This window comes from Methylobacterium sp. M6A4_1b (assembly GCF_053345175.1).
Genome location: NZ_JBKEZQ010000002.1, coordinates 123018 through 149370, shown reverse-complemented (window position 1 = coordinate 149370; position 26353 = coordinate 123018). Strand labels below are relative to the sequence as shown.

Here is a 26353-nt window from a genome sequence, read left to right as displayed (position 1 = left end):
GCCGGAGGCGTGTCAACGCACCCGCTGCCTCAGGGCTCACCGGCCCAGGGCTCACCGGCCTTGGGCGGATAGTCGTGGACAGAGCCCTGCGGGTCCGTCACGCGCCACCCGGTGCCCGCTTCCGCGAGATAGTCTGGTCCCACCGGAACCTTGCCGTGGCCGCCCGGGATGTCGAGGACGTAGAGCGGCTGAGCCAGTCCCGAGAGGCGTCCGCGCAGGGACCGGACGAGCGCGCGGCCGGCGGCGAGATCCGTGCGCAGGTGTCCGGTTCCGGGCGCGAGGTCGCCGTGGTGCAGGTAGTACGGTTTGATCCGGTTCTCGACGAAGCGCCGCATCAGCAGGGACAGGGTGTCCGGGTCGTCGTTGATCCCGGCGAGCAGCACCGTCTGGCTCACCATCGGGATCCCGGCATCGACGAGCCGCGCCACCGCCGCGCGGGCCGCCGGCGTGAACTCGCGCGGATGATTGGCGTGCAGGGCCACGAACACCGCCCCCTCGAAGCGCTTCAGGGCTGCGACGAGTGCGTCTCCGACCATGTCGGGCGCCACCACCGGAACCCGGGTATGAAAGCGCAGCACCCGCACGTGCGGGATCGCCGCGAGGGCCGCCGCGATCTCGGCGAGCCGCCGCGGCGCCAGGACGAAGGGATCGCCGCCCGTCACGACGACCTCCCAGATCTCGGGCCGCTCGGCGATGTAGGCGAGCGCCCGGGCGAGTTCGGCTTCGCTCAGGGTGCCGAGCCCCTCCGGTCCGACCATCTCGCGCCGGAAGCAGAAGCGGCAATAGACCGGGCAGACGTGGAGGGGCTTCAGGAGCACCCGGTCCGGGTAGCGATGGACGAGGCCGGGCAGGGGGCTGTGGACCGCGTCGCCGATCGGATCGGCCTCTTCCTCAGGCCGGGTCACCAGTTCCTCCGCCCGCGGCAGGAACTGGCGGGCGATCGGGTCCGCCGGGTCGTGCGGATCGATCAGCTCGGCCATGTCGGCCGTGACCGAGACGGCGTAGCGCGCCGCCACCGCCTGCAGGGCCGGCAGCGCGCCGGGGGCCACGAGCCCGGCACGGAGGAGGTCGGCCGGCCGGCGCAGGGAGGCGCTCATCGCGCCAGCCCCGCCACCGGCGTCCAGAGCACGTCTTCGATGTGGCGGGCATCGGTCGCCAGCATGACGAGGCGGTCGAGGCCAAGGGCGATGCCGCTCGCCTCCGGCATGACCGCCAGGGCATCGAGGAAGTCCTCGTCGATCGGGTAGCTCTCGCCGTAGACGCGGGCCTTCTCGGCCATCTCGAGGGTGAAGCGCCGGCGTTGCTCCGCGGGATCGGTGAGTTCGCCGAAGGCGTTGGCCAGTTCGACGCCGCAGGCATAGAGCTCGAAGCGCTCGGCGACGCGCGGATCGCCGGGGCTCGGCCGGGCCAGGGCCGCCGCGCTGACGGGGTACTCGTACAGGATCGTCGGTCGCCCGAGCCCGAGATGCGGCTCGATCCGCGCCACCAGGACACGGCTGAACAGGTCGGCCCAGGTGTCGTCGTCCGCGACCCTGAGCCCGGCCCCCGAGACGGCCGCAGCGAGCGCGTCGCGGTTCGTGGCGCCGTCACGGTCGATGGTGGCGAGAAGGTCGATCCCGGCTCGCTCGGCGAAGGCCTCCGCCAGGGTCACGCGCTCGAACTCCGCGAACGGATCGGCCATGCGACCGCGGTAGCGCAGCGTCGGCACGCCGGTCGTCTCGGCGGCGAGCGCCAGGAGGTCGGCACCGTCGCGCATCAGCGCGGTGTAGTCGGCCCCGGCCCGGTACCATTCCAGCATGGTGAATTCCGGGTGGTGAAGGGGTCCGCGCTCGCGATTGCGATACACGCGGGCGAAGCTGACGAGGCGCGGCTCGCCGGCGGCCAGGAGCTTCTTGCAGGCGAATTCCGGAGAGGTGTGCAGGTAGAGCGGCCGCCGCGATCCGTCCGGACCCAGAGCCTCGGTGGCGAAGGCGGAGAGATGTGCCTCGTTGCCCGGCGACACCTGCAGCGCGGCGGCTTCGACCTCAACGAAGTCGGCCGCCGCGAAATGCGCGCGGAACGCCGCGACGATGCGGTTCCGGGCCATCAGGGCCGGCCGGCGGTCGGCGTGGCGATGGGGCGCCCACCAGGGGGAGGGGGTGTTCATGCGGCGAGCTTTGCGCTGGGCTTCGGACCTGAAATCGACGACTCGGGAGTGCCGTCTCGCGGCGCGACTGGCAACGGTGGCGCGGATAGGTTAGTGGCGGAGCCAAGATGTCGCTCCCGCGGAGAGATCCGCGTCGGGGCGCCGAGTCCGTTTTTCTTCAACGAACACAGCAGGACCAGACCCCGTGAAGGTGATCGCCTCTACGCTCCGCAAGGGCAACGTCGTCGACAAGGATGGCAAGCTCTACGTCATCCTGACGGTCGAGAACATCCACCCCGGCAAGGGCACCCCGGTGACCCAGCTCGACATGCGCCGCATCACCGACGGCGTGAAGGTCTCCGAGCGCTACCGCACCACCGAGTCGGTCGAGCGCGCCTTCGTCGAGGACCGGGAGCACACCTTCCTCTACGAGGACGGCGAGGGCTTCCACTTCATGAACCCCGAGAACTACGACCAGGTCGCGATCCCCAAGGACGTCGTCGGCTCCGCCGCGCCGTACCTGCAGGAAGGCATGGCCGTGATGGTCTCGACCCATAACGGCGTGGCCCTGACCCTCGATTTGCCGCAGCGCGTCGTCCTCGAAGTCACCGAGACCGAGCCGGCGATGAAGGGCCAGACGGCCTCTTCGTCCTACAAGCCCGCGATCCTCTCCAACGGCGTGCGCACCGCGGTGCCGCCCCACATCGCCGTCGGCACCCGCGTGGTGATCATGACCGAGGACGGTTCCTACGTGGAGCGCGCCAAGGACTGATACGACGTCCGCTCGATCGAAGCGGGCGCCGTCTCGGCAAGCCCGCGCGGCGCTCGCGGATCACCGAACTCCGCCATCCCGGAGGGATCGACCGGAGTTCGTATGACGGGTTTTCGGGAACGGATGCCGGCTCACGGTGCCGGCGCCGTTCCCTCCGCCGCCTCGTAGCAGCCCTGCGACAGCCCTTGGGCCCGCAGGCGCTCCTCGGCGGTGAAGCTGCGCGGTTTGTCCGCCCAGAGATTTTCTCGACGGAACGCATCCGAGACGCAGGCCGCCGCCCGGGTGCAGGCCTCCGCTTCGCCGCCGGTCGCAACGCAGTTGCGCCGGTAGAGCGCTCGGAATTCGGCCACCCCCGCTTGCGGATGCGGGCCGGTCACGCCGACGACTCCCGTCAGCAGTGCCATCAGGATCGGCTGATGGATGAGGTAGATCGCCAGGCTGTGGCGCCCCGCCCAGGCCAGGCCCCGGGTCGTCCGCCCGGTGGGCGACCAGCCCGCGAGGCGCGTGCGCCGGAAGGCGGGCAGACCGTAGAGAGCCGCCGCCATGCCGATGAGCACCAGCCCGAACCAGGGGAACAGCGGCACGTAGTCGTTGGTCTGCGGCGTGCCGCGTCCCAATCCCAGGAACGACAGGATCGGCGCGTCGAGGATGCCGCCCGAGATCAGGTACGGGCCGGCCAGCACGAGGGCCGCGCCGAGGATGGCCGCCCAGCCCGGTAGGACCCGCACGAAGGGCAGGGCCAGCACGCTCGACACGGCGATGCAGTGCAGGATGCCGAAGAAGATGTAGCTCGACGGATCGGCAACCAGGGTCGCGACGGTGACGAGGGCCGCCGCACCGGCGATCCGGGCCAGCCGCAGCAGGAACGGGCGGGCCGCGAAGCGCGCACCGTTCATCAGGACGAGGCCGATTCCGACGAGGATAAGGAAGCTTCCGGCGATGCCGTGCGCGGCGAGCCGGCCCGGCGGCGTCAGGGCGTAGTTCTCGGGGGTCAGCCTCAAGGCCCCGAAGTCCCAGGTCGCGTGGTAGAGCGCCATCGCCACGAGGGCGAGGCCGCGCGCGGCGTCGAGGGCGGCGTATCGGAACCGTGGCGCGGCGGGGGAGGTGGACGGGCGCATCATCGCGCAGGCCCTAGCATCGTTCGCGTGTCCTCGCGACGCCGCACCGTTTTCCGAGAGAACCGGGCGTCTTCCCCGAAGACGCTGAACAATTTTTGACCGCCGTTTGGGAACGCCCAAAAATACTGAAGCTTGGCCTTCACTTGCACGCCGAACCGACGCATCCCGCTGTTGCTCGCGAACCGCCCTGCCGAACAATGCGGCATCGAAGACCGGCCGCGGTCGCCAAACAGGCTTCCGCGGAGTCATGACTTTGTTAATCTGTCGTGCGGGTCGCGAGACGTGATTCGGTGTGGGTTGCTTACATGTCTGACGATTTCGGTTCAGGCCCCTTCGGGCAGCGTTCGTCGGGAGAGCAGGACGACAACCGCGCCGTCGAGGGGCAGGGTGCCGAGGCCCTGCGGCCGCTCGACCTCACGGAGGTTGCGGGCCGGATCAAGTGGTTCGACGTGGCGAAAGGCTTCGGCTTCATCGTGCCGGACGACGGCTCGGCCGACGTGCTGCTTCACATCACCTGCCTGCGCCGCGACGGGCACCAAAGTGCCAGCGAGGGCGCCCGCGTGGTCGTTGAGGCCACCGAGCGGCCCCGCGGCTGGCAGGCCTTCCGGGTCATCTCCCTGGACCAGTCGACCGCCCTTCATCCTTCCGAACTCCCGCTGCCCCGCACTCACGTCACCGTGACCCCGACCAGCGGACTCGAAACCGCCGTGGTGAAGTGGTTCAACCGCCTGCGCGGCTTCGGCTTCCTGAGCCGCGGCGACGGGACGCCGGATATCTTCGTTCACATGGAGACGCTCCGCCGCTACGGAATCGCCGAACTCAAGCCGGGCGAGACCGTTCTCGTGCGCTACGGCGATGGGTCCAAGGGCAAGATGGCCGCCGAAGTCCGGTTGCTCGACGGTGCGCTGCCCGCCTCACACTGACGGATGGTCCGGTGGTTACGCGACGTTTGATCGACTGGCGCGATGGATTGCGCGCGCTCCTCGCTCTGGCCCTGTTCGGGCTGATCCTCGGCCACGCGGCGGCGCAGGACGCGCCCTCCGGGACGACCGAACCGCTCAGCATCGTCGGCCGCGAAGGGCGGTACGTCTTTGCCGTCGAGGTGATGCGGACGGATGCGGAGCGCTCCCGCGGCCTGATGTACCGCCGTTCGATGGCGCCCGACCGCGGCATGCTGTTCGACTTCCAGGCCTCCGCCCCCGTGGCCATGTGGATGAAGAACACCTACCTGCCCCTCGACATGCTGTTCATCCGCGCCGACGGCACCATCGCCAAGATCGCCGCCGACACCGAACCGCTCTCCACCAAGGTGATCCCGTCGAACGAACCCGTTCTCTCGGTCCTGGAACTCAATGCCGGCACTGCCGCCCGACTGCGCCTCCATGCCGGCGATCGGGTGGAGCATCCTCTGTTCGATCGGAAGGTTCGGTAGGGAACCGCTGCGACCTTCTCGAACACATCGAGAACAAAGGCTTGACGCCCGCCCGCTTTCCCACCACTGTTCCCTCAATGTTCTGATCCATTTCGGGACTGCCACGCGGTGGCACCGAACCTGGCCACGAGGGGACATCATGTTCGACCTGCCTCTGGACGACGCGTGCCCGACGACCCCGGCCCTGTTCGAGAACGCGGACTGGCGTGTCGCCACCGACGGCCTGGAGCATCGCGAGACCGGCTACTTCATCGCCCGCGACGTGATCGCCATGCGGCGGGGCGACCTCTGGGAATGGCCGATGCACCTCGCCGAGAAGAGCTGGTGCACGCCGCGCAGCTTTCGTGAGGCCTTTCTCGCTGCGGTCGCGGCCTTCGGGGTCTCGGCGGATCCCAGCCTCTCCCAATCCTTCGCGGTCGCCTTCGGCCTCGTCGCCGGTGCCGGAGCGCGCCGGGGGGATACGGGCTTCGTGGCCCTGGGCGATCTCGTCCGGCCGAAACCCGCCGGCGCCGGAGCGAGCCGGAAGCGCAATCCTGCCGGCGAGCCCCGCCTCGCGGCACGGCGCCCGGGCCTGATGGCGGATCAGCGGACGGGCGAGGCGGTGCGCCAGCGCGTGGCGCTCTGAGGCTGTCCGCCGCGGTAGAACGCCCTAGCTTCCCGGCTGCGAATCAGCATTGCTTCCCATAGGCCGCACCGGGGACTTCATGTCGAACACGTCGGATCACCGCCTCGACAGCGCGCCGCTCGACGGCCTCGACGGGCTCCTGACGCCGCCCTTCTCCCGGCGCGGCTTCGTCATGACGAGCCTGATGACGGGTTTGACCCTCGCGACGAGCGCCGTCGAGGCCCAGGTGATCCATACCGATGCCGAGGGCATCGAGGCGGGAGAAGTGAAGATCCCCGCCGCGGACGGCCCGATGCCGGGCTACCGCGCCCTGCCGAAAGGGGCGGGCCCGTTTCCGGTCATCCTCGTCATCGAGGAGATCTTCGGCGTCCACGAGTACATCAAGGACATCTGCCGCAGACTGGCCAAGGCTGGCTATTGTGCGGTCGCACCCGAGCTCTACGCCCGACAGGGCGACCTCTCGACCATGACCGATGCCAAAGTCATCATCCGCGACGTCATCTCGAAGACCCCGGATGCCCAGTGGATCGCCGACCTCGATGCAGCCGCGAGCTGGGCGGTCTCGGCATCGCAGGGGGATCCGGCGCGCATCGGGACGATGGGCTGGTGCCAGGGCGGACGCGGCGTCTGGCTCTACGCCGCGCATCGCAAGGATCTCAAGGCGGGCGTCGCCTGGTACGGCCCGGTCGGCGGCGAGCGCTCCGACATCCAACCCCGCACGGGAACGGACGTGGCGGGCGAGCTCAACGCACCGCTCCTATGCCTCTACGGCGGTGCGGATACCGGCATTCCGGTCCGAGACGTGGAGGCGGCGCGGGACAAGGCAACGGCGGCCGGGAAGGTGGTGGAGCTCGTCGTCTATCCCGATGCGCCGCATGGTTTTCACGCGGATTATCGGCCGAGCTATCGCGAAGCGGATGCCGAGGACGGTTGGACGCGCGCCCTAGCCTTTCTGAAATCACACGGCGTTGGCTAAAAAACTCGCGAAAGCGTGGCACTGAAAGCACAACCGAGCCGCTCGGGCCGGCTTCAGCCCTATTGGTCGGTTCCGCCACATTGACAGCTTCGCACCTCCGTGGCGCTAGATTGCACTTGGCCCGCCGTTCTGGCCCGAAGAGCGCACCGGACCCATGAGTGCTGTGATCCCGTCTGACGCACGTCCCGTGATCCTGGTCGTCGAGGACGAGCCGGACGAGCGCTTCCTCGCGGCCGAACTCCTCGAAGAGACGGGCTTCCGGGTCATCGAGGCCGAGACGGCCGAGCGGGCCCTCGCGATCCTCAACGATCGCGGCGACGAGGTCAGCGTGGTCTTCTCCGATGTACGGACGCCGGGTCCGATCGGCGGCTTCGAACTCGCCCGCATCATCGGCGTGACGTGGCCGCGCGTCCGGGTCCTGCTGACCTCCGGGGATGCCGGCGACCAGCCGAGCGACCTGCGCGTCTCGGCGACATTCATCCCCAAGCCCTGGCGCGCCGCCGACATCCTGGCCTGGGTCGAGGAGGCTTCCGGCCGCGCCGATCGGGGCGCCTCGGGACCGGACATCATCGGTACGCCCGTTCCGGGCAACTAGAATTATCATAGATCAATGGAAACATCGGGCAGCAAGCCCGTTGACCGGCGTCCAACGATCGAGAGGCCGCCGATGGCCCGAGAGCCGACGATGAACTTCGCCCCGCCTTTCCGCACCCGGCATCCGGATGAATCCTGGGCGCCCCTGACCGGTCTCCCCGAGGATCGGATGCTTGAGACCCTGGGGAGCAACCTGCGCGATGTCTATGATTCGATGGCGGACGCAGTTCAGCCCAGCGACCTGATGCGGCTGGCCGCGATGATCGACGCCCGCCTCGGCCAATCGGATCACTGATCGGCGAATTCGGGACACAGAGTGCGGCGGGAATACCGCACTCAGGCGCGCCGGTTTACCGTATGGTCCGGCGCAATGTTGATCCGGCTTCGCGAGGACTGGCCTTCGAAGCTCACGGACCACGCTTTCGGGCTTTCCATGCGTTTGAACCTGAGTTTCGGCGTTGCCGCATTGGGCTTAGCCGTCCTGTTGGTCGCCGGACCGGCCGCCGCAGCCGTTCCGCCGACCCAGCCGGCCGACGGCCCGGGCGGGATCGGTGATCGCGCCGCGACCATCGTCAAGCGTGGTCTCGGCAAGGCCGGAGCCGGTAGCTTCGTGTTCTACAAGGCCGGGGCGGCACCGGCCGAGGGCCGTCCCGTCGTCGTCTTCCTCCACGCCTGGGGCGCCGCCAATCCGCAGGCCTATGGTGCATGGATCGATCACCTCGCCCGGACCGGCGCGCTCGTCGTGTTCCCGCGTTTTCAGGACCTGAACCGGACGCGTCCCTCCGAGGCGAGCGCGATCGCTGCGCGCATCCTGAAATCCACGCTGTCCGATCTCGGGAGCGATGCCGACGCTAAGCCGGATCTGAAGCGGGTCGCGATGATCGGATATCTGGCCGGTGCGCCCATTGCCGCCAATCTGGCGGCCGACGCGGCCGAACAGGGCCTCCCCGCACCGCGCCTCGTCTTCGCGATCATGCCGGGCGGCATCGCCAGCGACGCGCGCTCCCGCGGAATCGTCCTGCACGATCTCGGACGAATCGCCCCGGAAACCCTGGTGATCACCGTCATCGGCGACCGCGATGCGCGCGCCGCCGACCTCGCCGGCAGACGCCTGCTGCGCGAGGCCAGTTCCGTGCCGACCGAGCGCAAGCTCTTCGTGCGTGCCCTCTCGGACGACCACGGCTTTCCGGCCCTGGCCGCCACTTTGACATCGCCCGCGGCCGTGGATGCCGCCTATGACGGCTCGGCCATCAAGCTGCCGCCGGAGGCGCCGCGGGACCCCAAGCAGCCGGCCCCGCCCTTCAAGTGGTCGCCCGACATGGCGCTGACCGGCGAGCAGACGACGCTCGTTTCGCAGATCAACAACGCCCGCGCCGACAGCCTGGATTACCTCGCCTACTGGAAGAGCTTCGACCTCGCCGCCGCGGCCGCCTTCTTGGGAGCGGATGCCAACAGCCTCAAGGGCAATCCACGCTTCAGCGACATGGAGCGCTGGGCGGACGGCTGGCCGGTCAAGCGCCTCGTCGTCGAGTCGGTGCGTCCGCCGGCCGCTCAGCAGGCGACCCCCGCACCGACGCCCGCCGCCAATTCGGCTCGTCCGAAGCCGGCCGCGTCGCGCAGGCCCTGAGACGGATTTCGGCCGGCGTTCCCAAGGGCGTGGGCAGAGTGGCGATCGCTCTCCGCGCGTTTCGCAAGGCTGGCGCACGCCTTGCGTGGTCTGTTTCGGGTCAACCGGACACGCCGCCATGCCGGATTTCGTCGCTCTGCTCGCCCGCTCCGTATTGTTCTGCGCCGCGCTCGTCGCGCTGAACGGGCTGACCCGGCTCCTGGTTCAGATGAACGGGCCCATCGGCGATCTCTCGGAAAACGGTTTTGGCCAGTTCGGTCTCGCCCTGGCCTTCGCGGCATTGGTTCGGCGTCGGGCTTCGCGGCGCAAAGCTCTCTGAAGCTGGCCTGCCGTCGCTTGCCCGACAAGCCGAGTCAAAGCGCCGGCTCGGCCCACAGGAAAAGGTGGCGATCCTGTGACGAGCGCAGGAACTGTCCCGCTAACTTGGCGTTATGCTGTCATGAGGTCGCAGCCGATGCTGCACCGTACTTGATGAAGGGTTGAGTCACATGCTCGGATGGGCCGTTACGTTCCTGGTCGTCGCCCTCGTCGCGGCGCTGCTTGGCTTCGGTGGTATTGCCGGCACGGCGATGGAAGCTGCGAAGCTCGTGTTCTTCGTCGCCATCGTGCTGTTCGCCATCTCGGCCGTGATTGGCCTGATGCGCGGCCGCTCGCCGACGCTCTGACACGCACCAGCGCCGGTACGCCGGCAAGCTTACACAGGAAAGGGCCGCTCCGATGAGCGGCCCTTTTTCCTTGCCAGTCCTTTGATTCAGCATTCGGATGAGCGGCACGCCGCGCTAGGCGACCTAGCTCCCAATCGGACGTTCAGGCTTGCTGATCGGGACCCGGCGTCGCCGCATCGAGTTTGGCGATCAGGTCGCGAAACCGATCGGGCACCGGTTGCTGCACGATGGTATCGTACATCGCCCGAAGATGAAGTCCGATCCGCTTCTGCGTATGATCGCTCAATCCCTGCCCAGGCACAGCGTCACCCGTCTTCGGGTCGGCTTCCTCGGGTGAGGAGCCGGAACCCGGTCCAGTATCGTCCATTCGTCGGTCCCCTTGGATGTCGACAAGCGACATCGCCGCGATTGTTTTGCGGCTTCACATAGGCCATGGCTGCACCTGCAACGCTGCTGTGAACAATCGGTTCCCGGCCGGCGGAACGGAGCCCTGCATTCCGCGTTGTGGCGGAGGCGCCCGAGAGAACGGCAAAGCCAAGGGGATATAATGTCGACAGCTCAACTCGTCGTTCAGCATCTGCCGTACCTGCGCCGTTATGCGCGGGCGCTGACCGGCAGCCAGGTTGCTGGCGACGCCTACGTCGCGGCCACGCTGGAGACGCTCGTGAACGAGCCCGAGACGCTCGGACGAAGCTCCAACGTGAAGGCCGACCTGTTCCGCGTCTTTACCCGCATCTGGAATTCGCTTTCGGTGAACGGTCAGAGCGAACAGGTTCAGCATGACCTGCCGGCGGAGGTCCGCCTTGGCCAGATCACGCCGCTGCCGCGCCAGGCCTTCCTGTTGTCCTGCCTCGAAGGCTTTTCCGAGGAGGACGCGGCGATCATCCTCGACGTTGACGTCAGCCAGGTTCGCGATCTGGTCGACGAGGCCGGACGCGAACTCGCGGCCGACATGGCGACCGAAATCCTCATCATCGAGGACGAGCCGCTGATCGCCATGGACCTCGAGGCGCTCGTGGAAGGACTCGGTCACAACGTGATCGGCGTCGCGCGTACCCGCACCGAGGCGATCAAGATCGCTTCCGGGGGCACGCGCCCGGGCCTGATCCTGGCCGATATCCAGCTCGCGGACGGCAGCTCAGGCCTCGACGCGGTGAACGACCTGCTGAAGACCTTCGAGGTCCCGGTGATCTTCATCACCGCCTATCCGGAGCGCTTCCTTACCGGCGAGCGGCCCGAGCCGGCCTTCCTCATCGCCAAGCCGTTCCAGCCCGCCAACGTCTCGGCCGTGATCAGTCAGGCGCTGTTCTTCCAGCAGAGCGCCCGCCGGCGCGAGGCGAAATCCGCCTGATCTGCCGACGTCCGGCGCACAGCGAGCGCGCCGAACATCGCTTCCCGACAAATCAGAACCCCGGTCCGAACACCGGGGTTTTTTCGTGCCGAATTGGGCTGCATTCCTGGTTCGGAGCGCCCGGCCGCATTGGAAAACGGACACAAAAAAACGGGCCGGAAGATCTCCGACCCGTTGGAAGGTTCCGGCCAATGCACAAGGGGAATGCGGGGGAGGACCAGGCGGCCGGGTGCTGCAACAACGAAGCGCGGCAGCGACGGTTCCGAACCCGCCCCGTGAAGCCAGAAATTTTTATTGGCCCCGGTACATTTTCGCCACGCCCCTCACGAAAGGTGGCGCAAACTGCGACCAATCCGGAGAATGCGATCGAACCCGTTAAGGCCTGGTTTTTCAGTTCACGATAGTTAAGGAACCGTTGTTTCCGGTCCGCGTTGAACCGACAACCTGTCAAGCTCTGCGCGGAGATTACGACGATGTCTCGGTCTCGCTTCTTTCTCAGCGTGAGTGGACCGGCCGCCGTTCTGACGTTGCTGATCCACCCGACCGTCCGTCAGGCTGCGGATCAGTGGGTCCCGCCAGTAGCACCCCTCGCGCTGGTCACCGATCAGGCGTCTCCCGAGATCCGTGGCGTTCCCGCCACATCGCGGTCGCTTCATGTGGCCTCCGTTCCGAGCGCCGCGCCGCGGTCCGAGTCCACGGCACCCGAGATGGGACGTACTGCCAGCGAGAAGGACATGCCTCGCCTGCGCAAGTCCCTGCAGGAGGGGTGCGAGCGCTCGATCAGTTCCCTGGCCGGTCCCGAAGCCCGCCGCATGGTCGCGGGTCGCTGCATGACCTGATCGCACCACCTCGACGACCTGTCTGCACGAAAACGCCCCGTCCTGATGGAACGGGGCGTTTTCGTTGGACGGGACAGGTCGAAAAAATGGCGCGAGGCCCGAAGGGCCACGCGCCAGACCCGTTCTTACTCGTCGCCGGGCCGGCCGGAGCCGGTCGACTGGCCACCCTTGCGGCCGGCATTCGAGGCGAGTTCGCGATCCTGCGAGAAGGAGCGCTTCTCCGCAGGCACGCTGCGACCGCCCTTGCTAGCGATCTCCCGCTGCCGTTCGAGGTCCATCGACGCGAAACCTCGCTTCGAGGTGGAATTTCCTGATGCCATCAGCGCCTCCTCAGCTTTGCGTTCACTGCCAAGACAACCTTTGCCAATATCGATGGTTCCTCATCTGATCGTTCGACGAGCAGTGGCGGCCCCCTCGATTGGCGATTAATCCAAGCTTAACCGTTAGATCTCGCGCTGATCTGGGCCGTTCGGCTGCGTTCCATCGCGCCGGCCCGACGCCGGAGGCAGAGCCCGAGGGGGCAGGGTCTGGACAAAGCCGCCGCGACCCGCATTGGATGCGCCAGGATCGTGCCGTGCCTGGAGGGACGTCGCGCCACGGGAGCCCGACCCATGACCCTCGAGACAGAGGTTTCGTCCCTTCGCCAAGTCCCGCTGTTTCGCGGCGTCGAACCGTCGCGCCTGAAGCTCCTCGCCTTCACCAGCGAGCGCGTCCATTTCGAATCCGGCCAGCAGCTCTTCGCCCGCGGTGACGCGGCCGACGCCGCCTACCTGCTCCTCGAAGGCTCGGCGGAGGTCTCCATCGACAGTCCTCAGGGACCGTTTCGCCTGGCCCTTCTCGGCGCGAACGCCCTCGTCGGCGAAATGGGCATCCTCGCCGATCAGCCGCGCTCGGCCACGGTCGCCGCCCTGGATCCGACGACAGCCCTGCGGATCGACCGCACCGTGTTCCTCGAATTGCTGGGGCAGTTCCCGCCCATTGCCATCGCGGTCATGCGTGAACTCGCGCTGCGCCTCGAGCAGACCAACCAGCAGCTCGCCCAGAGCCAGGCCTGAGGGCGAACGAGGCCTCGCGCGCCGCCTCAGAGCTGAGGGTAGGTGATGAATTCCATCAGCGAGCCGTCGGGATCGCGGAAATAGACGCTCAACCCGGCCCCGGCGGCACCGTGGCGCGTGACGGGACCGAGCTCCACGGCCACGCCCTGGGATGCGAGATGGTCGGCGACCTGCTCGATCGTCCCCGACCAACGGAAGCAGAGATCGCTGTTGCCCGGCATCACCGGATGCCGGGCCAGGGGCGTCGCGTCGACGCCCGGCCCATGCACGTTCAGCTGTACGCCGCCGAAGCGGTAGGCAAAGGACGAGCCGCGCGGGATGACCTCGGCGCCCATCACATCGCGGTAGAAGGCGTTCGAGCGTTCCCAGTCGGTGACGTGAATGACGCAGTGATCGAGATGGACGGCCGGGGCGAGCTCCGCCAGGGCGGTCCCGGCATCGATCTCGGAAAGCACCTGCGTCTCCACCATCTTCGCCTGCGCTCCGTCACCGTCAGCGGCCCGGACCGATCATGGAACCCCGGCCCGCGCGATGCAATCCGCGCCACGCGAACCGGGTTCGGCGGCCGCCCTCCGTCGGTCCCGGGACCTGTCGCCATCGGCTTTGCCCGACACGCAACATCCTGACTGCGGCGGGAATGACACAACGTCCGCGGCCGGGGAGCGGTAGTCAGGGGCAAAGCCGTCGTCCGACGCGTCGAAACGTGGAGCTGTCCATGACGTCCCGCCGCCTAGCCCTCGGCCTGATCCTGATCGCACCCCTCGCGGCGTGCCAATCGCGCGGCCCCGTGAACCTGGCGCAGGACGACGAGGCAGCCTGGTACACCGGCACGATGCCGGACAAGCCCTACGACGTGCCGCTGGTCGACAAGTCGCGCCTCGATCCGAAATATCGCCGGCAGGTGGTCCGCTACACCGGCCCGGAAAAGCCGGGCACGATCGTGGTCGACATCGACAACCGGCAGCTCGCTCTGGTGCAGGAGGACGGGACGGCCGTGCAGTACGGCGTCGGCGTCGGCAAGCTCGGCTTCTCGTGGAAAGGCCAGGCCCGGGTCGGACGCAAGGGTGTCTGGCCGGATTGGAGCCCCACCACCACCATGGTCTCCCTGAACCCGGAGCTGCCGCGCACCCGCAAGGGCGGCGTGGACAATCCCCTCGGAGCCCGCGCCCTCTACCTCTACCAGGGCAACCGCGACATGCTGTTTCGCATCCACGGCACCAACGAGCCGTGGAGCATCGGCGAGCAGATGTCGTCTGGCTGTGTGCGCATGCTCAACGAGGACATCGTCGATCTCTACGAGCGCGTCCCCGTCGGCACGCAGGTCCTCGTGAAGCGCAACGGAAAATACCGCGTCTGAGCCGCCTCGCGGCTCACGACAAGTCCTGAAGCCGTGCCGGAGCGCGCCCCATGACGATCACGATCTCCAGCCTTCAGCCCGTCATCGCCCTGGCCGCCGGCGTGCTGATCCTCATCGTCCCGCGCCTGCTGAACTTCATCGTGGCGATCTACCTGATCCTGGTGGGCCTGATCGGCCTCGGCGTGTTCCGCGCGCTCGGCTGATCGGGCGAGCGCTCCGTTACAGCGGACCGGAAGCGTCACGCTGTCCCGGCCTGGAGAAGACGTTCATCTTGCGTTGCAGCAGAAGATGGTCCAACCCGCCGTGTTAGGCATGGGGCAGTGTTCACTCCTGCAAGCGGACGGATACAGATGGGCAAGTGGGTCTACTCCTTCGGTGACGGCAAGGCCGAGGGCCAGTCGTCCATGCGCAACCTCCTGGGCGGGAAGGGCGCGAACCTCGCCGAGATGTCGAATCTCGGTCTGCCGGTTCCCCCCGGTTTCACCATCACGACCGAAGTCTGCACCTATTATTACGATCACGGGCAGCAATATCCGGACGAGCTGAAGAGCCAGGTCAAGGCCGCTCTCGACGCCGTCGGCGCACTCACCGGCCGCGGCTTCGGCGACCCGGACAATCCGCTCCTCGTCTCCGTCCGCTCGGGCGCCCGCGCCTCCATGCCGGGCATGATGGACACCGTGCTCAACCTCGGGCTCAACGACCTCACCGTCGAGGCGCTCGCCCAGGGCGCCGGCGACCCGCGCTTCGCCTACGATTCCTACCGCCGCTTCATCACCATGTACTCGAACGTCGTCCTCGGCGTGGAGCACCACGCCTTCGAGGAGGCGCTGGAGCACTACAAGGAAGGCAAGGGCGTCAGCCTCGACACCGAGCTCAAGGCCGAGGACTGGAAGCACCTCGTCGGCAAGTACAAGGCCATCGTGAAGGCCGAGCACGGCTCGGACTTCCCGCAGGCGCCGGAGGACCAGCTCTGGGGCGCCATCGGCGCGGTGTTCGATTCCTGGATGATCCCGCGCGCCAAGAAGTACCGCGAGCTCAACAGCATCCCGGAGAGCTGGGGCACGGCCGTCAACGTCCAGGCCATGGTGTTCGGCAACATGGGCGACACGTCGGCCACCGGCGTCGCCTTCACCCGCAACCCGTCCACCGGCGAGCGCGCCCTCTACGGCGAGTTCCTGATCAACGCGCAGGGCGAAGACGTGGTGGCGGGCATCCGCACCCCGCAGGACATCACCGAGAAGGCCCGCATCGAGGCCAAGTCCGACCGCCCCTCGATGGAGCTGGCCATGCCCGACTCCTACGCCGAGCTGGTGCGGATCTACGGTCTTCTCGAGACGCACTACCGCGACATGCAGGACATGGAATTCACCATCGAGAGCGGAAAGCTCTGGATGCTCCAGACCCGCAACGGCAAGCGCACCGCCAAGGCGGCCCTGCGGATCGCCGTCGACCTCGCGGCGGAAGGGCTGATCACCGAGGAGGAGGCCATCGGCCGCGTCGAGCCCGCCGCGCTCGACCAGCTCCTGCACCCGACCATCGACCCGAAGGCCGAGCGAAAGGTCATCGCCTCCGGCCTGCCGGCCTCACCGGGCGCGGCCACCGGCGAGATCGTCTTCAACTCCGAGGATGCCGAGGCCGCCCGGAAGGCCGAGCGCAAATGTATCCTCGTGCGGGTGGAGACCTCGCCCGAGGACATCCACGGCATGCACGCCTCCGAGGGCATCCTCACCACCCGCGGCGGCATGACCAGCCACGCGGCGGTGGTGGCCCGCGGCATGGGCAAGCCCTGTGTCTCCGGCGTCGGCTCGATCCGCGTCGACTACAAGGCCGGCACCCTCTCGGTGGCCGGTACCACCCTGAAGGCCGGCGACAAGATCACCATCGATGGCTCGACGGGGCAGGTCCTGCTCGGCGAGGTCGCCATGCTGGAGCCGTCCCTGTCCGGCGAGTTCGCCACCCTGATGGGCTGGGCCGACAAGGTGCGCACCATGAAGGTCCGCACGAACGCCGACACCCCGACCGATGCCCGCGCCGCCCGCAACTTCGGCGCCGAAGGCATCGGCCTCTGCCGCACCGAGCACATGTTCTTCGAGGGTGACCGCATCGTCGCCGTGCGCGAGATGATCCTGGCCGACGACGTCGAGGGTCGCCGCGCGGCGCTGGCCAAGATCCTGCCCTACCAGCGCCAGGACTTCGTCGAGCTGTTCACGATCATGTCGGGTCTGCCCGTCACGATCCGGCTGCTCGATCCGCCCCTGCACGAGTTCCTGCCGCACACCGACGCGGAGGTGCGGGACGTCGCCACCAGCATGGGTGTGTCGGAGGACAAGCTGCGCCGCCGGATGACGGAGCTGCACGAGTTCAACCCGATGCTGGGCTTCCGCGGCTGCCGCCTCGCCATCGCGTTCCCGGAGATCGCGGAGATGCAGGCCCGCGCCATCTTCGAGGCCGCCGTCCAGGCCGCCAAGGAGACCGGCGCTCCGGTGACGTCCGAGGTCATGGTGCCGCTGGTCTTCACGAAGATGGAGTTCGACATCGTCAAGGCGCGCATCGATGCCATGGCGAAGGCCGTCGCTGCCGAAACAGGCGGCACGCTTGACTACCAAGTGGGCACGATGATCGAACTGCCCCGGGCCGCGCTCCGGGCCGGTGACATCGCCGAGACGGCGGAGTTCTTCTCCTTCGGCACGAACGACCTGACCCAGACCGCCCTCGGCATCTCCCGCGACGACGCCGCGACCTTCCTCGGCGCCTACACGCAGAAGGGCATCCTGGCGGCGGACCCCTTCATCAGCATCGACCAGGAAGGTGTCGGCGAACTCGTGCGCATCGGCGTCGAGCGCGGCCGCGCAGTGCGGCCCGACATCAAGCTCGGCATCTGCGGCGAGCATGGCGGCGACCCGGCCTCGGTGGCCTTCTGCCAGGAGGTCGGCCTCGATTACGTCTCGTGCTCGCCCTACCGGGTGCCGATCGCCCGCCTCGCGGCGGCCCAGGCGGCGCTGGCTGCGAAGGGCGCGAAGTAGGCGCTTCACGACCCGGTCTCGCCCCATCCGGGAGCGGCTCCGCGCCGCTCCCGGATGGGCGTGAAACGAACCGTTCAACAAATTGTCAAAAACGCGGCGAACCGATTCCGCGCGGGCACGTTCAGTGCTAGTGCCAGACCGTTGCGCGCAGGCAACCCTGCTCACGAGGGCGGCCGCCAACGCGTGGGATCGCCGGCATGAACGATACCAGCCCACCTCCTCTGTTTCTCAACGAGAATCCCGTCGCGGTACCGCTGCCCCGTGTGATGCAGCAGGCCTACCTCTGGGTGGTGGCCGCCATCGGCGGCCTCGCAACGGTGGCGCTGTTCGTCTTCGCCGTGGCGACGCAGAGCGGTGCCGATGCCGAGCGCATCGCCGGCGCGCAGGAAAGCGGTCGCTCCAACCTGGCGACGCTGGTCGGCAACCTTGCCGCGCTGCATGGTCGTCCCGGCACGCTCTGACGGCTGCGCTTAACCGCTCCGCAACCATACCGCACGATAGTTGAACCCAACGGCCGCCTCGTTCCTCTCGTGGGACCGGCGGCCTGAGCGTTTGGCATCCGGGTGCGAGTCGGTAGCGTGGGTACGAAACGATTACGACGCGCGTCGCATCTGCGCTGGCTCAGCGCCGCGATGACCCCCTGGGCGGCCGGTATCGGGCTTCTCGTTTCCTTCACCGCCACAGCGGGCACGGACAAAGCGCCGGGCGCCGCGGGATGGGCCGCCGGGCAGGGCCGCCTCCTCGCGACGGCCTCGCCGGGAGCACGTCTCGCCGAGACGGAGACCCGCTCGCACGCGCCGCACCGGGTCTACGCCCGCGACGGCGCCGACGGCCTCGCCGTCGCCGAGGGCAGGGGCGAGGCCCTCGTGGTCAGGACCAGCCTCGCCGATCCGGCGAGCGGGTTGCTGGAGGCCCGCTCGGCGACCTGGAATCCCGAGCTCGACGCCGGCTTCGTACCGGCCCCCGATTTCGGTCTCGACTCAAGTGGGGAGGGCGAAGGCGCGGTGATCGTCGTGGAGGACGGGGCGACGCCCGCCATCCCGCGCGCCGAAGCCCTGTCCTCGACCACGCCCGCCCCGGCCGACGCGACGCCGATCGAGATCGCCGCCGCGAGCCTCGCTTTCCCGGGCCTGTCGCCGCGCGGAACGCAGGTGGATGGTGCCACACCGGGCGCCGCCGCCCCCCCGGACGTCGCCCGCCACCGCTACGCCGACCTGATCGGCCCGGACGCCATGGACCGCGAGCAGCGCTGCCTCGCCGAGGCGGTGTACTTCGAGGCCCGCAGCGAATCCGAGGAGGGACAGGCCGCGGTGGCCCAGGTCGTCCTCAACCGCGTGAAGAGCGGCCTCTATCCCGGGAATGTCTGCGGCGTCGTCTATCAGAACCGGCACCGCTACATGGGCTGCCAGTTCTCCTTCGCCTGCGAGGGCAAGTCCCTGCGCGTCACGGATGGGCCGTCCTGGCAGAGCGCCACCCGCATCGCGAGTGCGGTGATCGCGGGACGCACCTACCTCAGTGAGGTCGGTGGGGCGACGCACTACCATGCGGACTACGTGAAACCCGGCTGGTCGCGCCGCCTTAAGAAGATGGATGTCATCGGCCGGCACATCTTTTACCAGCTCAAGCGTGGGCAAACCTAACTTTGGCGACAGTTCCGCGGCTTTCTACCTACGCAGTGAAACTTCTAGGTAGTCCTAAGCTTGGGTTAATTTTACCTTGAGTCTCGATACAGCTTGATCGAACGGCAACTTGGCGGCCTCTGGAACGTCGAGATGCGCGCGGGCTTCGCGCGCCATCCCGTCCTGTACAGCGTCTCGATCCGAGGAACCCGTCATGACCACGCCGGTCGCAGCCCGTATCAGTCTCGCCGCCATCGCCGGCGCCGTCCTCACCTTCTCCTCGGCCCAGTTCTCCTCGGCCCAGGCCGGCGGCTGCGGCGGCGCCGAGTGCTACCGCCACGTGAACACCCCCCCGGTCTACGGCGCCGTGTCGGAACGCGTCCTCGTCCGTCCGGCCGAGACCGTCTACCGCACGGTTCCCCCCGTCTACGAGACCGTCTCGGAGCGGGTGCTCGTGGCGCCGGGCGGTCGGGTCTGGCAGACCCGCCGCGACGCCTATGGCGAGCTGATCGGCTGCTGGGTCGACGTGCCGCCGCAATACGCCGTCCGCCGTCGCCGCGTCCTGGTCCAGCCGGCGCAGGCGATCCCCGAGACGATCCCGGCGGAATATGCCAGCGTCCGCCGCCGCGTCCTCGTCCAGCCCGCCCGGTCGGGCTGGGTCCCGGCGAATTACGGCCAGGGCGGCTACCCGGGCGCCTTCGGTCCCAGCCTCGCCGTCGGCTCGCTCCCGGATGCCTTCGGCATCACCGGCGCCAGCTCGGCCGATGTCGGCGTCGGCCTCGGCTTCTCTTCGGGCAGCATCTACGACGGATACTGAGCCGTCGGCCGCGATCGATCACGCGCCTCGGACGCACCCGCGTCTGGGGCCGCTTGATTCGGACCGCCCGTGCCACACCTCAGACCCGTGAGCGGGAGGGATGCCATGGGTCGGTTCAAGGCTTGGGTCGTCGAGAAGACCGAGACGGGGCAGTCCCTCGCCTTCAGGGATTTCGACGATGCCGACCTGATGGAAGGGGACGTCACCGTCCGGGTGACCCATTCCACGGTGAACTACAAGGACGGGCTGGCGATGACCGGGAGGTCGCCGGTGGTGCGCCGCTTCCCCATGATCCCCGGCATCGATTTCGCGGGCATCGTCGAGACCTCGGACCACGCGGAATACAAGCCCGGCGACGCGGTCGTCCTCACCGGCTGGGGCGTCGGCGAGACCCATCTCGGGGCCTACGCCCAGCGCGCCCGGGTCAAGGGCGATTGGCTGGTCCCGCTGCCGGAGGGCCTGAGCGCCGCCCAGGCCATGGCGATCGGCACCGCCGGCTACACCGCGATGCTCTGCCTGATGGCCCTCGACCATCACGGCGTGAACCCGTCTCAGGGGCCGGTCCTCGTCACCGGCGCCTCCGGCGGCGTGGGCTCGGTGGCGGTTGCCCTGCTGGCCCGGGCCGGCTGGCACGTCATCGCCTCCACCGGCCGCGATTCCGAGGCCGCGTATCTGCGCGGCCTCGGCGCTTCCGAAATCCTCGACCGGGCGGAGCTGAGCCAGCCCGGTAAACCCTTGGCCAAGGAGCGCTGGGCGGCGGCCATCGACGCCGTCGGCTCGGTCACCCTCGCCAACGTCCTGGCCGGAAACAAGGCGGACGGCGCCGTCGCGGCCTGCGGGCTGGCGCAAGGCATGGACCTGCCGACCTCCGTCGCCCCCTTCATCCTGCGCGGGGTCTCGCTTCTCGGCGTCAACAGCGTGACCACGCCCCAGGCGAAGCGCCGGGCGGCCTGGGGACGCCTCGCCGAGGAACTCGACCATGACAAGCTCGCGGCGATGACCCAGACGGTGCCGCTGCCGGGGGTCGACACCGTGGCGGAAGCGATCCTGGAGGGCCGGGTCCGCGGACGCACGGTGGTCGAAGTCGCGTGAGGGCGATGGAACGCCGGGCGCCGGCCGGGCGTTTTGGGCTCCATGAGCCAAGCATTCGTTCGTGAACGTGACGGGGACGCGGTGTTCGAGGATCTTCCCGAACGCCAGATCTCGTCCCACCCCAACTTCGTGACCCCCGAGGGACTGGCCCAGATCGAGGCGGAGGTCGCACGCCTGCAGGCCAAGTTCTCGGCCCTGACGCCGGACGCGCAGGCGGACGTCACCCGGGTCAATCGCGACCTCGCCTACTGGACGGCCCGGCGCAGCACCGCGCAGATGGTCGAGGCCGAGCCCGGCGACGTCGTGCGCTTCGGCTCCACCGTGACGATCCTGGCCGAGGACGACAGCCGCCGTACCTACCGCATCGTCGGCGAGGACGAGGCCGATCCAGCGCAGGGCACAATCTCCTACGTCTCCCCGATGGCGCGTGCGCTCACCGGCAAGGTTGTCGGCGACGTCGTCGAGGTGAACGGGCACGAGAGCGAGATCGCGGAGATCGGCTGATCTCTGTGCTTCTGCTTCGAGGATGGTGGCCGAGAAATACCGCGGCCAAGAAAAAAGGCTCGGATTGCTCCGAGCCCTGGAAGGGAAAAGGCCATTGGGGGCTGAACTGGCCTTCGTAGGATTGGAACGTGCTTCCCCGCGCTGGGTTCCGACGGATTTCCAAAAAAATTTCAGCGCGGTGCGGCGGCTCGCCGGAGCCGGTCGTTGATCGCCTCGCCGAGGCCCCGTTCCGGGATCGGCACGACCGCGATCACCGAAGCTCCGACGCCGTCGAGCTGGCGCAGAGCCGAGAACAGACGGGCCGCCGCCTCGGTGAGATCTCCTGACGGGCTGAGATTGAGGCGTGCCCGCGCTGCCTCGGCTCCGGGCAGGGGATCGCGGCCGAACAGCAGAACGACCTCCTCCATCGAGACGGATGTCGCGTCGAGGCGGACTTGCGCCCGCGGCGCGTAGTGCGAGGCGAGCAATCCCGGGCCGACCGGATGGATCGTATCGGCACCCTCGGGGCCCGCGAGGGCGTTGCCGAGCCGGGCCTCCAGGGCCTCCCGCGTGAGACCGCCCGGCCGCAGCAGGCGCGGCGGCCCGCCGAGACAGGCGATCACCGTCGATTCCACACCGACCGGCGTCTCGCCGCCGTCGAGCACGGCGGCGATCCGGCCGTCGAGATCGGCGAGGACGTGGTCGGCGCTGGTCGGGCTGACGCGGCCCGAGCGGTTGGCCGACGGCGCGGCGACGGGTCTGTCGACCCGCGCCAGCAGCGCCCGGGTGGCCGGAGGTGCCGGAACCCGCAGCGCGACGCTCGGCAGGCCGGCCCGCGCGAGGTCGCAGACCCGGCAGCCCGGTGCCGCCGGGACCACGAGGGTGAGGGGACCAGGCCAGAAGGCCTCGGCGAGGCTGCGTGCCGCGCCGTCGAACACGCCCTCGGCGAAGGCGGCTCGGGCGTCGGCGAGATGCGCGATCAGCGGATTGAAGCGCGGGCGCGCCTTGGCCGCGAAGATCCGCGCGACCGCGGACGGATCGGTGGCATCGGCGCCGAGTCCGTAGACCGTTTCGGTGGCGAAGGCCACGAGCTGTGCGTCACGCAGAAGGGCCGCCGCCGCCTCGATCCCGGATTCGTCTTCGGCGAAGCGCCGGGTCGCCACGGGCGGGTTCGCATCGCCGGGGATTGACCCAAGATCGTTCATATCTAAACTATCTTCGTTGGCACCCCGCCCTGGGGGAGAGCCCGGGCCTAGCGCCCGGCCGGGCCATGCGTCAAACACGGGGCGACACGCGTCGATTCAATCAAGGCGCGGGAGGAAGCATCATGACCTATCGCGCACCGGTGGCCGACATGCTGTTCGCCCTGCGCCACGTGGCCGGGCTCGACGCCGCCCTCGCCGCGGGGCTGCATGGCGACTTCGCGGCGGAGGATGCCGAGGCGATCCTGGTCGAGGCCGGAAAGGTCGCCGAATCGGTCATCGCCCCGCTCAACCGGGTGGGCGACCGCCACGGCACGCCGCTCGAGGCCGGGGTCATCACCACGCCGCCGGGCTGGCGCGAGGCCTACCGGACTTGGATCGCCGGCGGCTGGAACGGTCTCAGCGCCGATCCCGACCATGGCGGGCAGGGTCTGCCCCTCGTCCTCAACGCCGCCTGCAACGAGATGTGGAACGCGGCGAGCATCGCCTTCGCCCTGTGTCCGCTCCTCACGGCGGGCGGCATCGAGGCGCTGGCCCGACACGGCTCGGACGACCTCAAGACCCGTTACCTCGATAAGCTGGTCTCCGGTGAATGGACCGCGACCATGAACCTGACCGAGCCGCAGGCGGGCTCGGACCTCGCGCTGCTGCGCAGCCGGGCAGAGCCCCTGGGCGACGGCCGCTACGGCATCGTCGGAGCCAAGATCTACATCACCTACGGCGAGCACGACCTCACCGACAACATCGTCCATCTCGTGCTGGCTCGGCTGAAGGACGCGCCGGCCGGCACCCGCGGCATCTCGCTGTTCCTGGTGCCGAAGGTGCTGCCGGACGGCAGCCGCAACGACCTGCGCTGCTCCGGCATCGAGCACAAGCTCGGCATCCACGGCTCGCCCACCTGCTCGATGGCCTTCGGGGACGATGGCGGGGCCGTCGGCTGGCTCATCGGCGAGGAGAATCGCGGCCTCGCCTGCATGTTCACGATGATGAACTCGGCCCGGCTCAATGTCGGCCTGCAGGGCGTCGGCATCGCCGAGCGGGCCTACCAGCAGGCGCTCGGCTATGCCCGCGACCGGCGCCAGGGCAAGGCGCCGGGCGCCGCCGAGGCGAGCCCGATCGTCGCCCATGCCGACGTGCAGCGCATGCTGCTCACCATGAAGGCCTTCACCCAGGCCGCCCGCGGCATCTGCTACCTCACCGCCGCCGCCCTCGATGCGGCGGAAGGCCCGGAGGGACAGGCGGCCCACGACCGGGCCTCCCTGCTGACCCCCGTCGCCAAGGCGTTCTCCACCGACATCGCCAACGAGGTGACCTCGCTCGGCGTCCAGGTCCATGGCGGCATGGGCTTCGTCGAGGAGACGGGCGCCGCCCAGCACATGCGCGATGCCCGCATCCTCGGCATCTACGAGGGCACCAACGGCATTCAGGCCATCGACCTCGTCGCCCGCAAGCTGCCCTTGAACGGCGGCGCCACCGTGCGGGCGCAGATCGCCAGCCTGCGCCGGACCGCCGAGGGCTTCCTGAAGGACCCCGACCCGGCCTTCGGCAACATCGGCGCCCGGCTGCGCGCCGGCATCGCGAGCCTGGACCGGGCGACGAGCTTCCAGCTCAAGGCGCTGGCCTCGAACGGGCCCGAGGCGGCTCTGGCCGGGGCGACGCCGTATCTGCGCCTGTTCGGGCTCGTCCAGGGCGGGGCCTGCCTCGGGCGCCAGGCGCTCGCTGCCGACGCGGCCCTGAAGACCGGCGAGACCGACCCAGCCCATGCCGGCCGAATCGCGCTCGCGCGCTTCTTCGCCGACAACCTCCTCACTGCGGCCGAGGGGCTGGAGGCCAGCATCGTCTCCGGCGGACACTTCACCGAGGATGCGGAACTCGCCCTGGCGAGCTGACGCGCCTGGCCGGGAATGGGCCGGTCCGAGAATCGACGATCATTCAGGGGCAGGGGCACCATGAGCGAGCACATCGCGATCGAGGATACGGCCGACGGCGTCCGCCTGATCAGCATCGACCGGCCCGAGAAGAAGAACGCGCTGACCGGCGCCATGTACGACGCCATGCGCACTACCCTGGCGGACGCCGATGCGCGGGACGCGATCGGCGTCGTGGTGTTCGCCGGGGCGCCGGGCGCGTTCAGCGCCGGCAACGATCTCGCCGACTTCGTGGCGGGCGCGGGCAAGCCGTTCCGCGAGGCGCCGGCCCTGCAGTTCATCCGCCAGCTCGCCCGCACCCGCACGCCGATGATCGCCGCCGTGGACGGGATCGCCGTCGGGATCGGCACGACGCTGACCCTGCATTGCGACCTCGTCTATGCCAGCCCCGCCGCGCGTTTCCGCATGCCCTTCGTGGAGCTCGGCCTCGTGCCGGAGGCGGCCTCGAGCTACCTGCTGCCGCGCCGGGTCGGGCTCCTGAAGGCCACCGAGATGCTGCTCCTGAGCCAGGGCTTCGACGCGGACGAGGCACTCGGCCTCGGTCTCGTCAACGCGGTGATGCCGGCTGGCCTGCTGCTGGAGCATGCCCTGGCCCAGGGCACGCGCCTCGCCGGGCTTCCCCGCGGCGCGGTGCAGGCGACGCGAGCGCTGATCCGTGGCGACCAGACCGCCATGGAAGCCGCCCTGGAGGCCGAGGCCGTCGCCTTCGAGGAGCGCCTGCGGGCGCCGGAAGCCCAAGCCGCCTTCGCGCGCTTCCTCGGCCGGGCCAGACCGGCGTGAGCGCCGGCGCCGACAGGCGGCCGACACCCGACCTGCGGGGAAAGATCTGCCTCGTGGCCGGCGCCTCGCGCGGCGTCGGCCGGGGCATCGCCCGGGGACTCGGCGAGGCGGGCGCCACCGTCATCGTCACCGGCCGCTCCAGCGAGACGGGGCCGCGCACGGAAGGGCGGCCGGAGGTCGTCGAGGACGCCGCCCGGGCCGTCGATGCCGCCGGGGGCGAGGGTCACCACTACCTCTGCGACCATACCAGCGAGCGGGCCGTCGACACCCTCGTCCATTGGAGCTTGCGCCGGTTCGGGCGCATCGATCTCGCCGTTTCCAGCGTCTGGGGCGGCAACGAGGGCTATGACGGCGAGCGCTACGCCGACGGCGCCGCCTGGGGCACGCCGTTCTGGCGCCGCTCGGCCGAGCCGTTCTCGGACTTCTTCGGGAGCGGGCCCTATCCGGCCCTCCTCCTCGCCCGTGCGGTCGCCCCCGCGATGGTCTCGGCGAAATCCGGCCTTCTCGCCTTCGTTTCGTTCGACACCGCCCCGGGCTACCTCGGCGACGTCTTCTACGACCTGACCAAGGCGACCACGAACCGGCTCGCCTTCGCCTGTGCCCAGGAACTGGCGCCGCACGGGGTCACCGCCCTCGCGCTCTCGCCCGGTTTCGTGCGCACCGAGCGCGCCGTCGACATCGGCCACGCCGACCGGGCGACGGAGAGCCCGCTCTATGCGGGCCGGGCGCTCGCCGCCCTGGCGGCCGACCCGGCCGTCGCGGCCCGGGCCGGGCAGGTCCTCCATGCCGGCGATCTCGCCGCCCAGTACGGCTTCACCGATGCGGACGGCACCCAGCCGTCCCGGTTCCAGATCAACGCCGAGGACACCTGAG

Annotated in this window: 30 protein-coding genes; 23 read left to right on the top strand and 7 right to left on the bottom strand. The window is 69.1% G+C overall.

Annotated features, from left to right (window positions below):
• Positions 1-29 precede the first annotated feature (29 nt).
• Both ACLBWX_RS02760 and epmA read right to left on the bottom strand, forming a co-directional pair.
• The gene (locus ACLBWX_RS02760; protein ID WP_447675563.1) at positions 30-1097 is read right to left on the bottom strand and encodes a lysine-2,3-aminomutase-like protein; all 1068 of its coding nucleotides are present in this window, start codon (positions 1095-1097) and stop codon (positions 30-32) included.
• Entirely contained in the window at positions 1094-2146 is a 1053-nt protein-coding gene (gene epmA / locus ACLBWX_RS02755) for an EF-P lysine aminoacylase EpmA (RefSeq protein WP_447675562.1), read from the bottom strand. Before epmA ends, ACLBWX_RS02760 begins: the two co-directional genes overlap by 4 nt.
• Positions 2147-2330: 184 nt before the next feature.
• Here epmA and efp point away from each other — a divergent pair, with 184 nt between their 5' ends.
• Positions 2331-2897: an elongation factor P gene (gene efp, locus ACLBWX_RS02750; RefSeq protein ID WP_055953091.1), complete on the top strand. Its 567-nt coding sequence runs from the start codon at positions 2331-2333 to the stop codon at positions 2895-2897.
• A 131-nt stretch (positions 2898-3028) separates the two neighbouring features.
• Here the strand turns inward: efp and ACLBWX_RS02745 are convergent, their stop codons facing one another.
• On the bottom strand, positions 3029-4015 hold the full coding sequence (locus tag ACLBWX_RS02745; protein WP_447675768.1) for a DUF1624 domain-containing protein: 987 nt from the start codon (positions 4013-4015) through the stop codon (positions 3029-3031).
• 305 nt (positions 4016-4320) lie between these two features.
• Between ACLBWX_RS02745 and ACLBWX_RS02740 the strand changes: the two genes are divergently transcribed.
• The 9 genes from ACLBWX_RS02740 (at position 4321) to ACLBWX_RS02700 (ending at position 9934) form a co-directional block, all read left to right on the top strand.
• Positions 4321-4938 carry a cold-shock protein gene (locus tag ACLBWX_RS02740; RefSeq protein ID WP_447675561.1) on the top strand — a complete coding sequence of 206 codons (618 nt, stop codon included), beginning with the start codon at positions 4321-4323 and terminating at the stop codon, positions 4936-4938.
• 11 nt (positions 4939-4949) lie between these two features.
• A complete protein-coding gene (locus ACLBWX_RS02735; RefSeq protein ID WP_447675560.1) occupies positions 4950-5447 on the top strand; it encodes a DUF192 domain-containing protein in 498 nt (165 codons plus the stop codon).
• Between the two features lie 139 nt (positions 5448-5586).
• A complete protein-coding gene (locus ACLBWX_RS02730; RefSeq protein ID WP_447675559.1) occupies positions 5587-6072 on the top strand; it encodes a hypothetical protein in 486 nt (161 codons plus the stop codon).
• Between the two features lie 79 nt (positions 6073-6151).
• Positions 6152-7048: a dienelactone hydrolase family protein gene (locus ACLBWX_RS02725; RefSeq protein ID WP_447675558.1), complete on the top strand. Its 897-nt coding sequence runs from the start codon at positions 6152-6154 to the stop codon at positions 7046-7048.
• Between the two features lie 154 nt (positions 7049-7202).
• A complete protein-coding gene (locus ACLBWX_RS02720) occupies positions 7203-7643 on the top strand; it encodes a response regulator (protein ID WP_447675557.1) in 441 nt (146 codons plus the stop codon).
• Between the two features lie 168 nt (positions 7644-7811).
• Positions 7812-7937: a hypothetical protein gene (locus ACLBWX_RS02715; RefSeq protein ID WP_447675556.1), complete on the top strand. Its 126-nt coding sequence runs from the start codon at positions 7812-7814 to the stop codon at positions 7935-7937.
• Between the two features lie 138 nt (positions 7938-8075).
• Positions 8076-9269 (top strand): alpha/beta hydrolase, encoded by a 1194-nt coding sequence (locus tag ACLBWX_RS02710; protein ID WP_447675555.1) that lies wholly within the window; start codon positions 8076-8078, stop codon positions 9267-9269.
• Between the two features lie 118 nt (positions 9270-9387).
• Positions 9388-9588 carry a hypothetical protein gene (locus ACLBWX_RS02705; RefSeq protein WP_447675554.1) on the top strand — a complete coding sequence of 67 codons (201 nt, stop codon included), beginning with the start codon at positions 9388-9390 and terminating at the stop codon, positions 9586-9588.
• Between the two features lie 169 nt (positions 9589-9757).
• Positions 9758-9934, top strand: coding sequence for a DUF1328 domain-containing protein (locus tag ACLBWX_RS02700; protein ID WP_003599466.1), 177 nt, complete (start codon positions 9758-9760; stop codon positions 9932-9934).
• Positions 9935-10076: 142 nt separating this feature from the next.
• Here ACLBWX_RS02700 and ACLBWX_RS02695 read toward each other — a convergent pair whose 3' ends face one another.
• Positions 10077-10301: a NepR family anti-sigma factor gene (locus ACLBWX_RS02695; RefSeq protein WP_447675553.1), complete on the bottom strand. Its 225-nt coding sequence runs from the start codon at positions 10299-10301 to the stop codon at positions 10077-10079.
• 180 nt (positions 10302-10481) lie between these two features.
• Here ACLBWX_RS02695 and ACLBWX_RS02690 point away from each other — a divergent pair, with 180 nt between their 5' ends.
• Positions 10482-11285 carry a response regulator gene (locus ACLBWX_RS02690; RefSeq protein ID WP_055953119.1) on the top strand — a complete coding sequence of 268 codons (804 nt, stop codon included), beginning with the start codon at positions 10482-10484 and terminating at the stop codon, positions 11283-11285.
• Between the two features lie 964 nt (positions 11286-12249).
• Here ACLBWX_RS02690 and ACLBWX_RS02685 read toward each other — a convergent pair.
• A complete protein-coding gene (locus ACLBWX_RS02685) occupies positions 12250-12444 on the bottom strand; it encodes a con-10 family general stress protein (RefSeq protein WP_313899297.1) in 195 nt (64 codons plus the stop codon).
• A 291-nt stretch (positions 12445-12735) separates the two neighbouring features.
• Between ACLBWX_RS02685 and ACLBWX_RS02680 the strand changes: the two genes are divergently transcribed.
• On the top strand, positions 12736-13179 hold the full coding sequence (locus ACLBWX_RS02680; RefSeq protein WP_447675552.1) for a cyclic nucleotide-binding domain-containing protein: 444 nt from the start codon (positions 12736-12738) through the stop codon (positions 13177-13179).
• Positions 13180-13205: 26 nt separating this feature from the next.
• Here the strand turns inward: ACLBWX_RS02680 and ACLBWX_RS02675 are convergent, their stop codons facing one another.
• Positions 13206-13649: a VOC family protein gene (locus ACLBWX_RS02675; RefSeq protein WP_447675551.1), complete on the bottom strand. Its 444-nt coding sequence runs from the start codon at positions 13647-13649 to the stop codon at positions 13206-13208.
• A 245-nt stretch (positions 13650-13894) separates the two neighbouring features.
• On the opposite strand from ACLBWX_RS02675, the gene ACLBWX_RS02670 reads away from it, so the two are divergent.
• The 8 genes from ACLBWX_RS02670 to greA all read left to right on the top strand — a co-directional run bounded on the left by ACLBWX_RS02670 (position 13895) and on the right by greA (position 21591).
• Positions 13895-14536 (top strand): L,D-transpeptidase, encoded by a 642-nt coding sequence (locus ACLBWX_RS02670; protein WP_447675550.1) that lies wholly within the window; start codon positions 13895-13897, stop codon positions 14534-14536.
• 50 nt (positions 14537-14586) lie between these two features.
• The gene (locus ACLBWX_RS02665; protein WP_082487738.1) at positions 14587-14739 is read left to right on the top strand and encodes a DUF3096 domain-containing protein; all 153 of its coding nucleotides are present in this window, start codon (positions 14587-14589) and stop codon (positions 14737-14739) included.
• A gap of 147 nt (positions 14740-14886) precedes the next feature.
• The gene (ppdK, locus tag ACLBWX_RS02660) at positions 14887-17559 is read left to right on the top strand and encodes a pyruvate, phosphate dikinase (RefSeq protein WP_447675549.1); all 2673 of its coding nucleotides are present in this window, start codon (positions 14887-14889) and stop codon (positions 17557-17559) included.
• A gap of 197 nt (positions 17560-17756) precedes the next feature.
• The gene (locus ACLBWX_RS02655; RefSeq protein WP_447675548.1) at positions 17757-18020 is read left to right on the top strand and encodes a hypothetical protein; all 264 of its coding nucleotides are present in this window, start codon (positions 17757-17759) and stop codon (positions 18018-18020) included.
• A 117-nt stretch (positions 18021-18137) separates the two neighbouring features.
• Positions 18138-19199 carry a cell wall hydrolase gene (locus tag ACLBWX_RS02650; protein WP_447675547.1) on the top strand — a complete coding sequence of 354 codons (1062 nt, stop codon included), beginning with the start codon at positions 18138-18140 and terminating at the stop codon, positions 19197-19199.
• Between the two features lie 193 nt (positions 19200-19392).
• Positions 19393-19995 carry a hypothetical protein gene (locus tag ACLBWX_RS02645; RefSeq protein WP_447675546.1) on the top strand — a complete coding sequence of 201 codons (603 nt, stop codon included), beginning with the start codon at positions 19393-19395 and terminating at the stop codon, positions 19993-19995.
• Between the two features lie 105 nt (positions 19996-20100).
• Positions 20101-21087, top strand: a complete 987-nt coding sequence (gene acuI / locus ACLBWX_RS02640) for an acrylyl-CoA reductase (NADPH) (protein ID WP_447675545.1) — start codon at positions 20101-20103, stop codon at positions 21085-21087.
• A gap of 42 nt (positions 21088-21129) precedes the next feature.
• Positions 21130-21591: a transcription elongation factor GreA gene (gene greA / locus ACLBWX_RS02635; RefSeq protein ID WP_447675544.1), complete on the top strand. Its 462-nt coding sequence runs from the start codon at positions 21130-21132 to the stop codon at positions 21589-21591.
• 170 nt (positions 21592-21761) lie between these two features.
• Here greA and ACLBWX_RS02630 read toward each other — a convergent pair whose 3' ends face one another.
• Entirely contained in the window at positions 21762-22775 is a 1014-nt protein-coding gene (locus tag ACLBWX_RS02630) for an L-threonylcarbamoyladenylate synthase (RefSeq protein ID WP_447675543.1), read from the bottom strand.
• Between the two features lie 122 nt (positions 22776-22897).
• On the opposite strand from ACLBWX_RS02630, the gene ACLBWX_RS02625 reads away from it, so the two are divergent.
• From ACLBWX_RS02625 to ACLBWX_RS02615, 3 genes are read left to right on the top strand one after another with little or no spacing between them, the layout of a single operon-like run.
• A complete protein-coding gene (locus ACLBWX_RS02625) occupies positions 22898-24661 on the top strand; it encodes an acyl-CoA dehydrogenase (protein ID WP_447675542.1) in 1764 nt (587 codons plus the stop codon).
• A gap of 60 nt (positions 24662-24721) precedes the next feature.
• A complete protein-coding gene (locus ACLBWX_RS02620) occupies positions 24722-25480 on the top strand; it encodes an enoyl-CoA hydratase-related protein (protein WP_447675541.1) in 759 nt (252 codons plus the stop codon).
• Positions 25477-26352 (top strand): SDR family NAD(P)-dependent oxidoreductase, encoded by an 876-nt coding sequence (locus tag ACLBWX_RS02615; RefSeq protein WP_447675540.1) that lies wholly within the window; start codon positions 25477-25479, stop codon positions 26350-26352. Before ACLBWX_RS02620 ends, ACLBWX_RS02615 begins: the two co-directional genes overlap by 4 nt.
• The last annotated feature ends 1 nt before the right edge of the window (position 26353 follow it).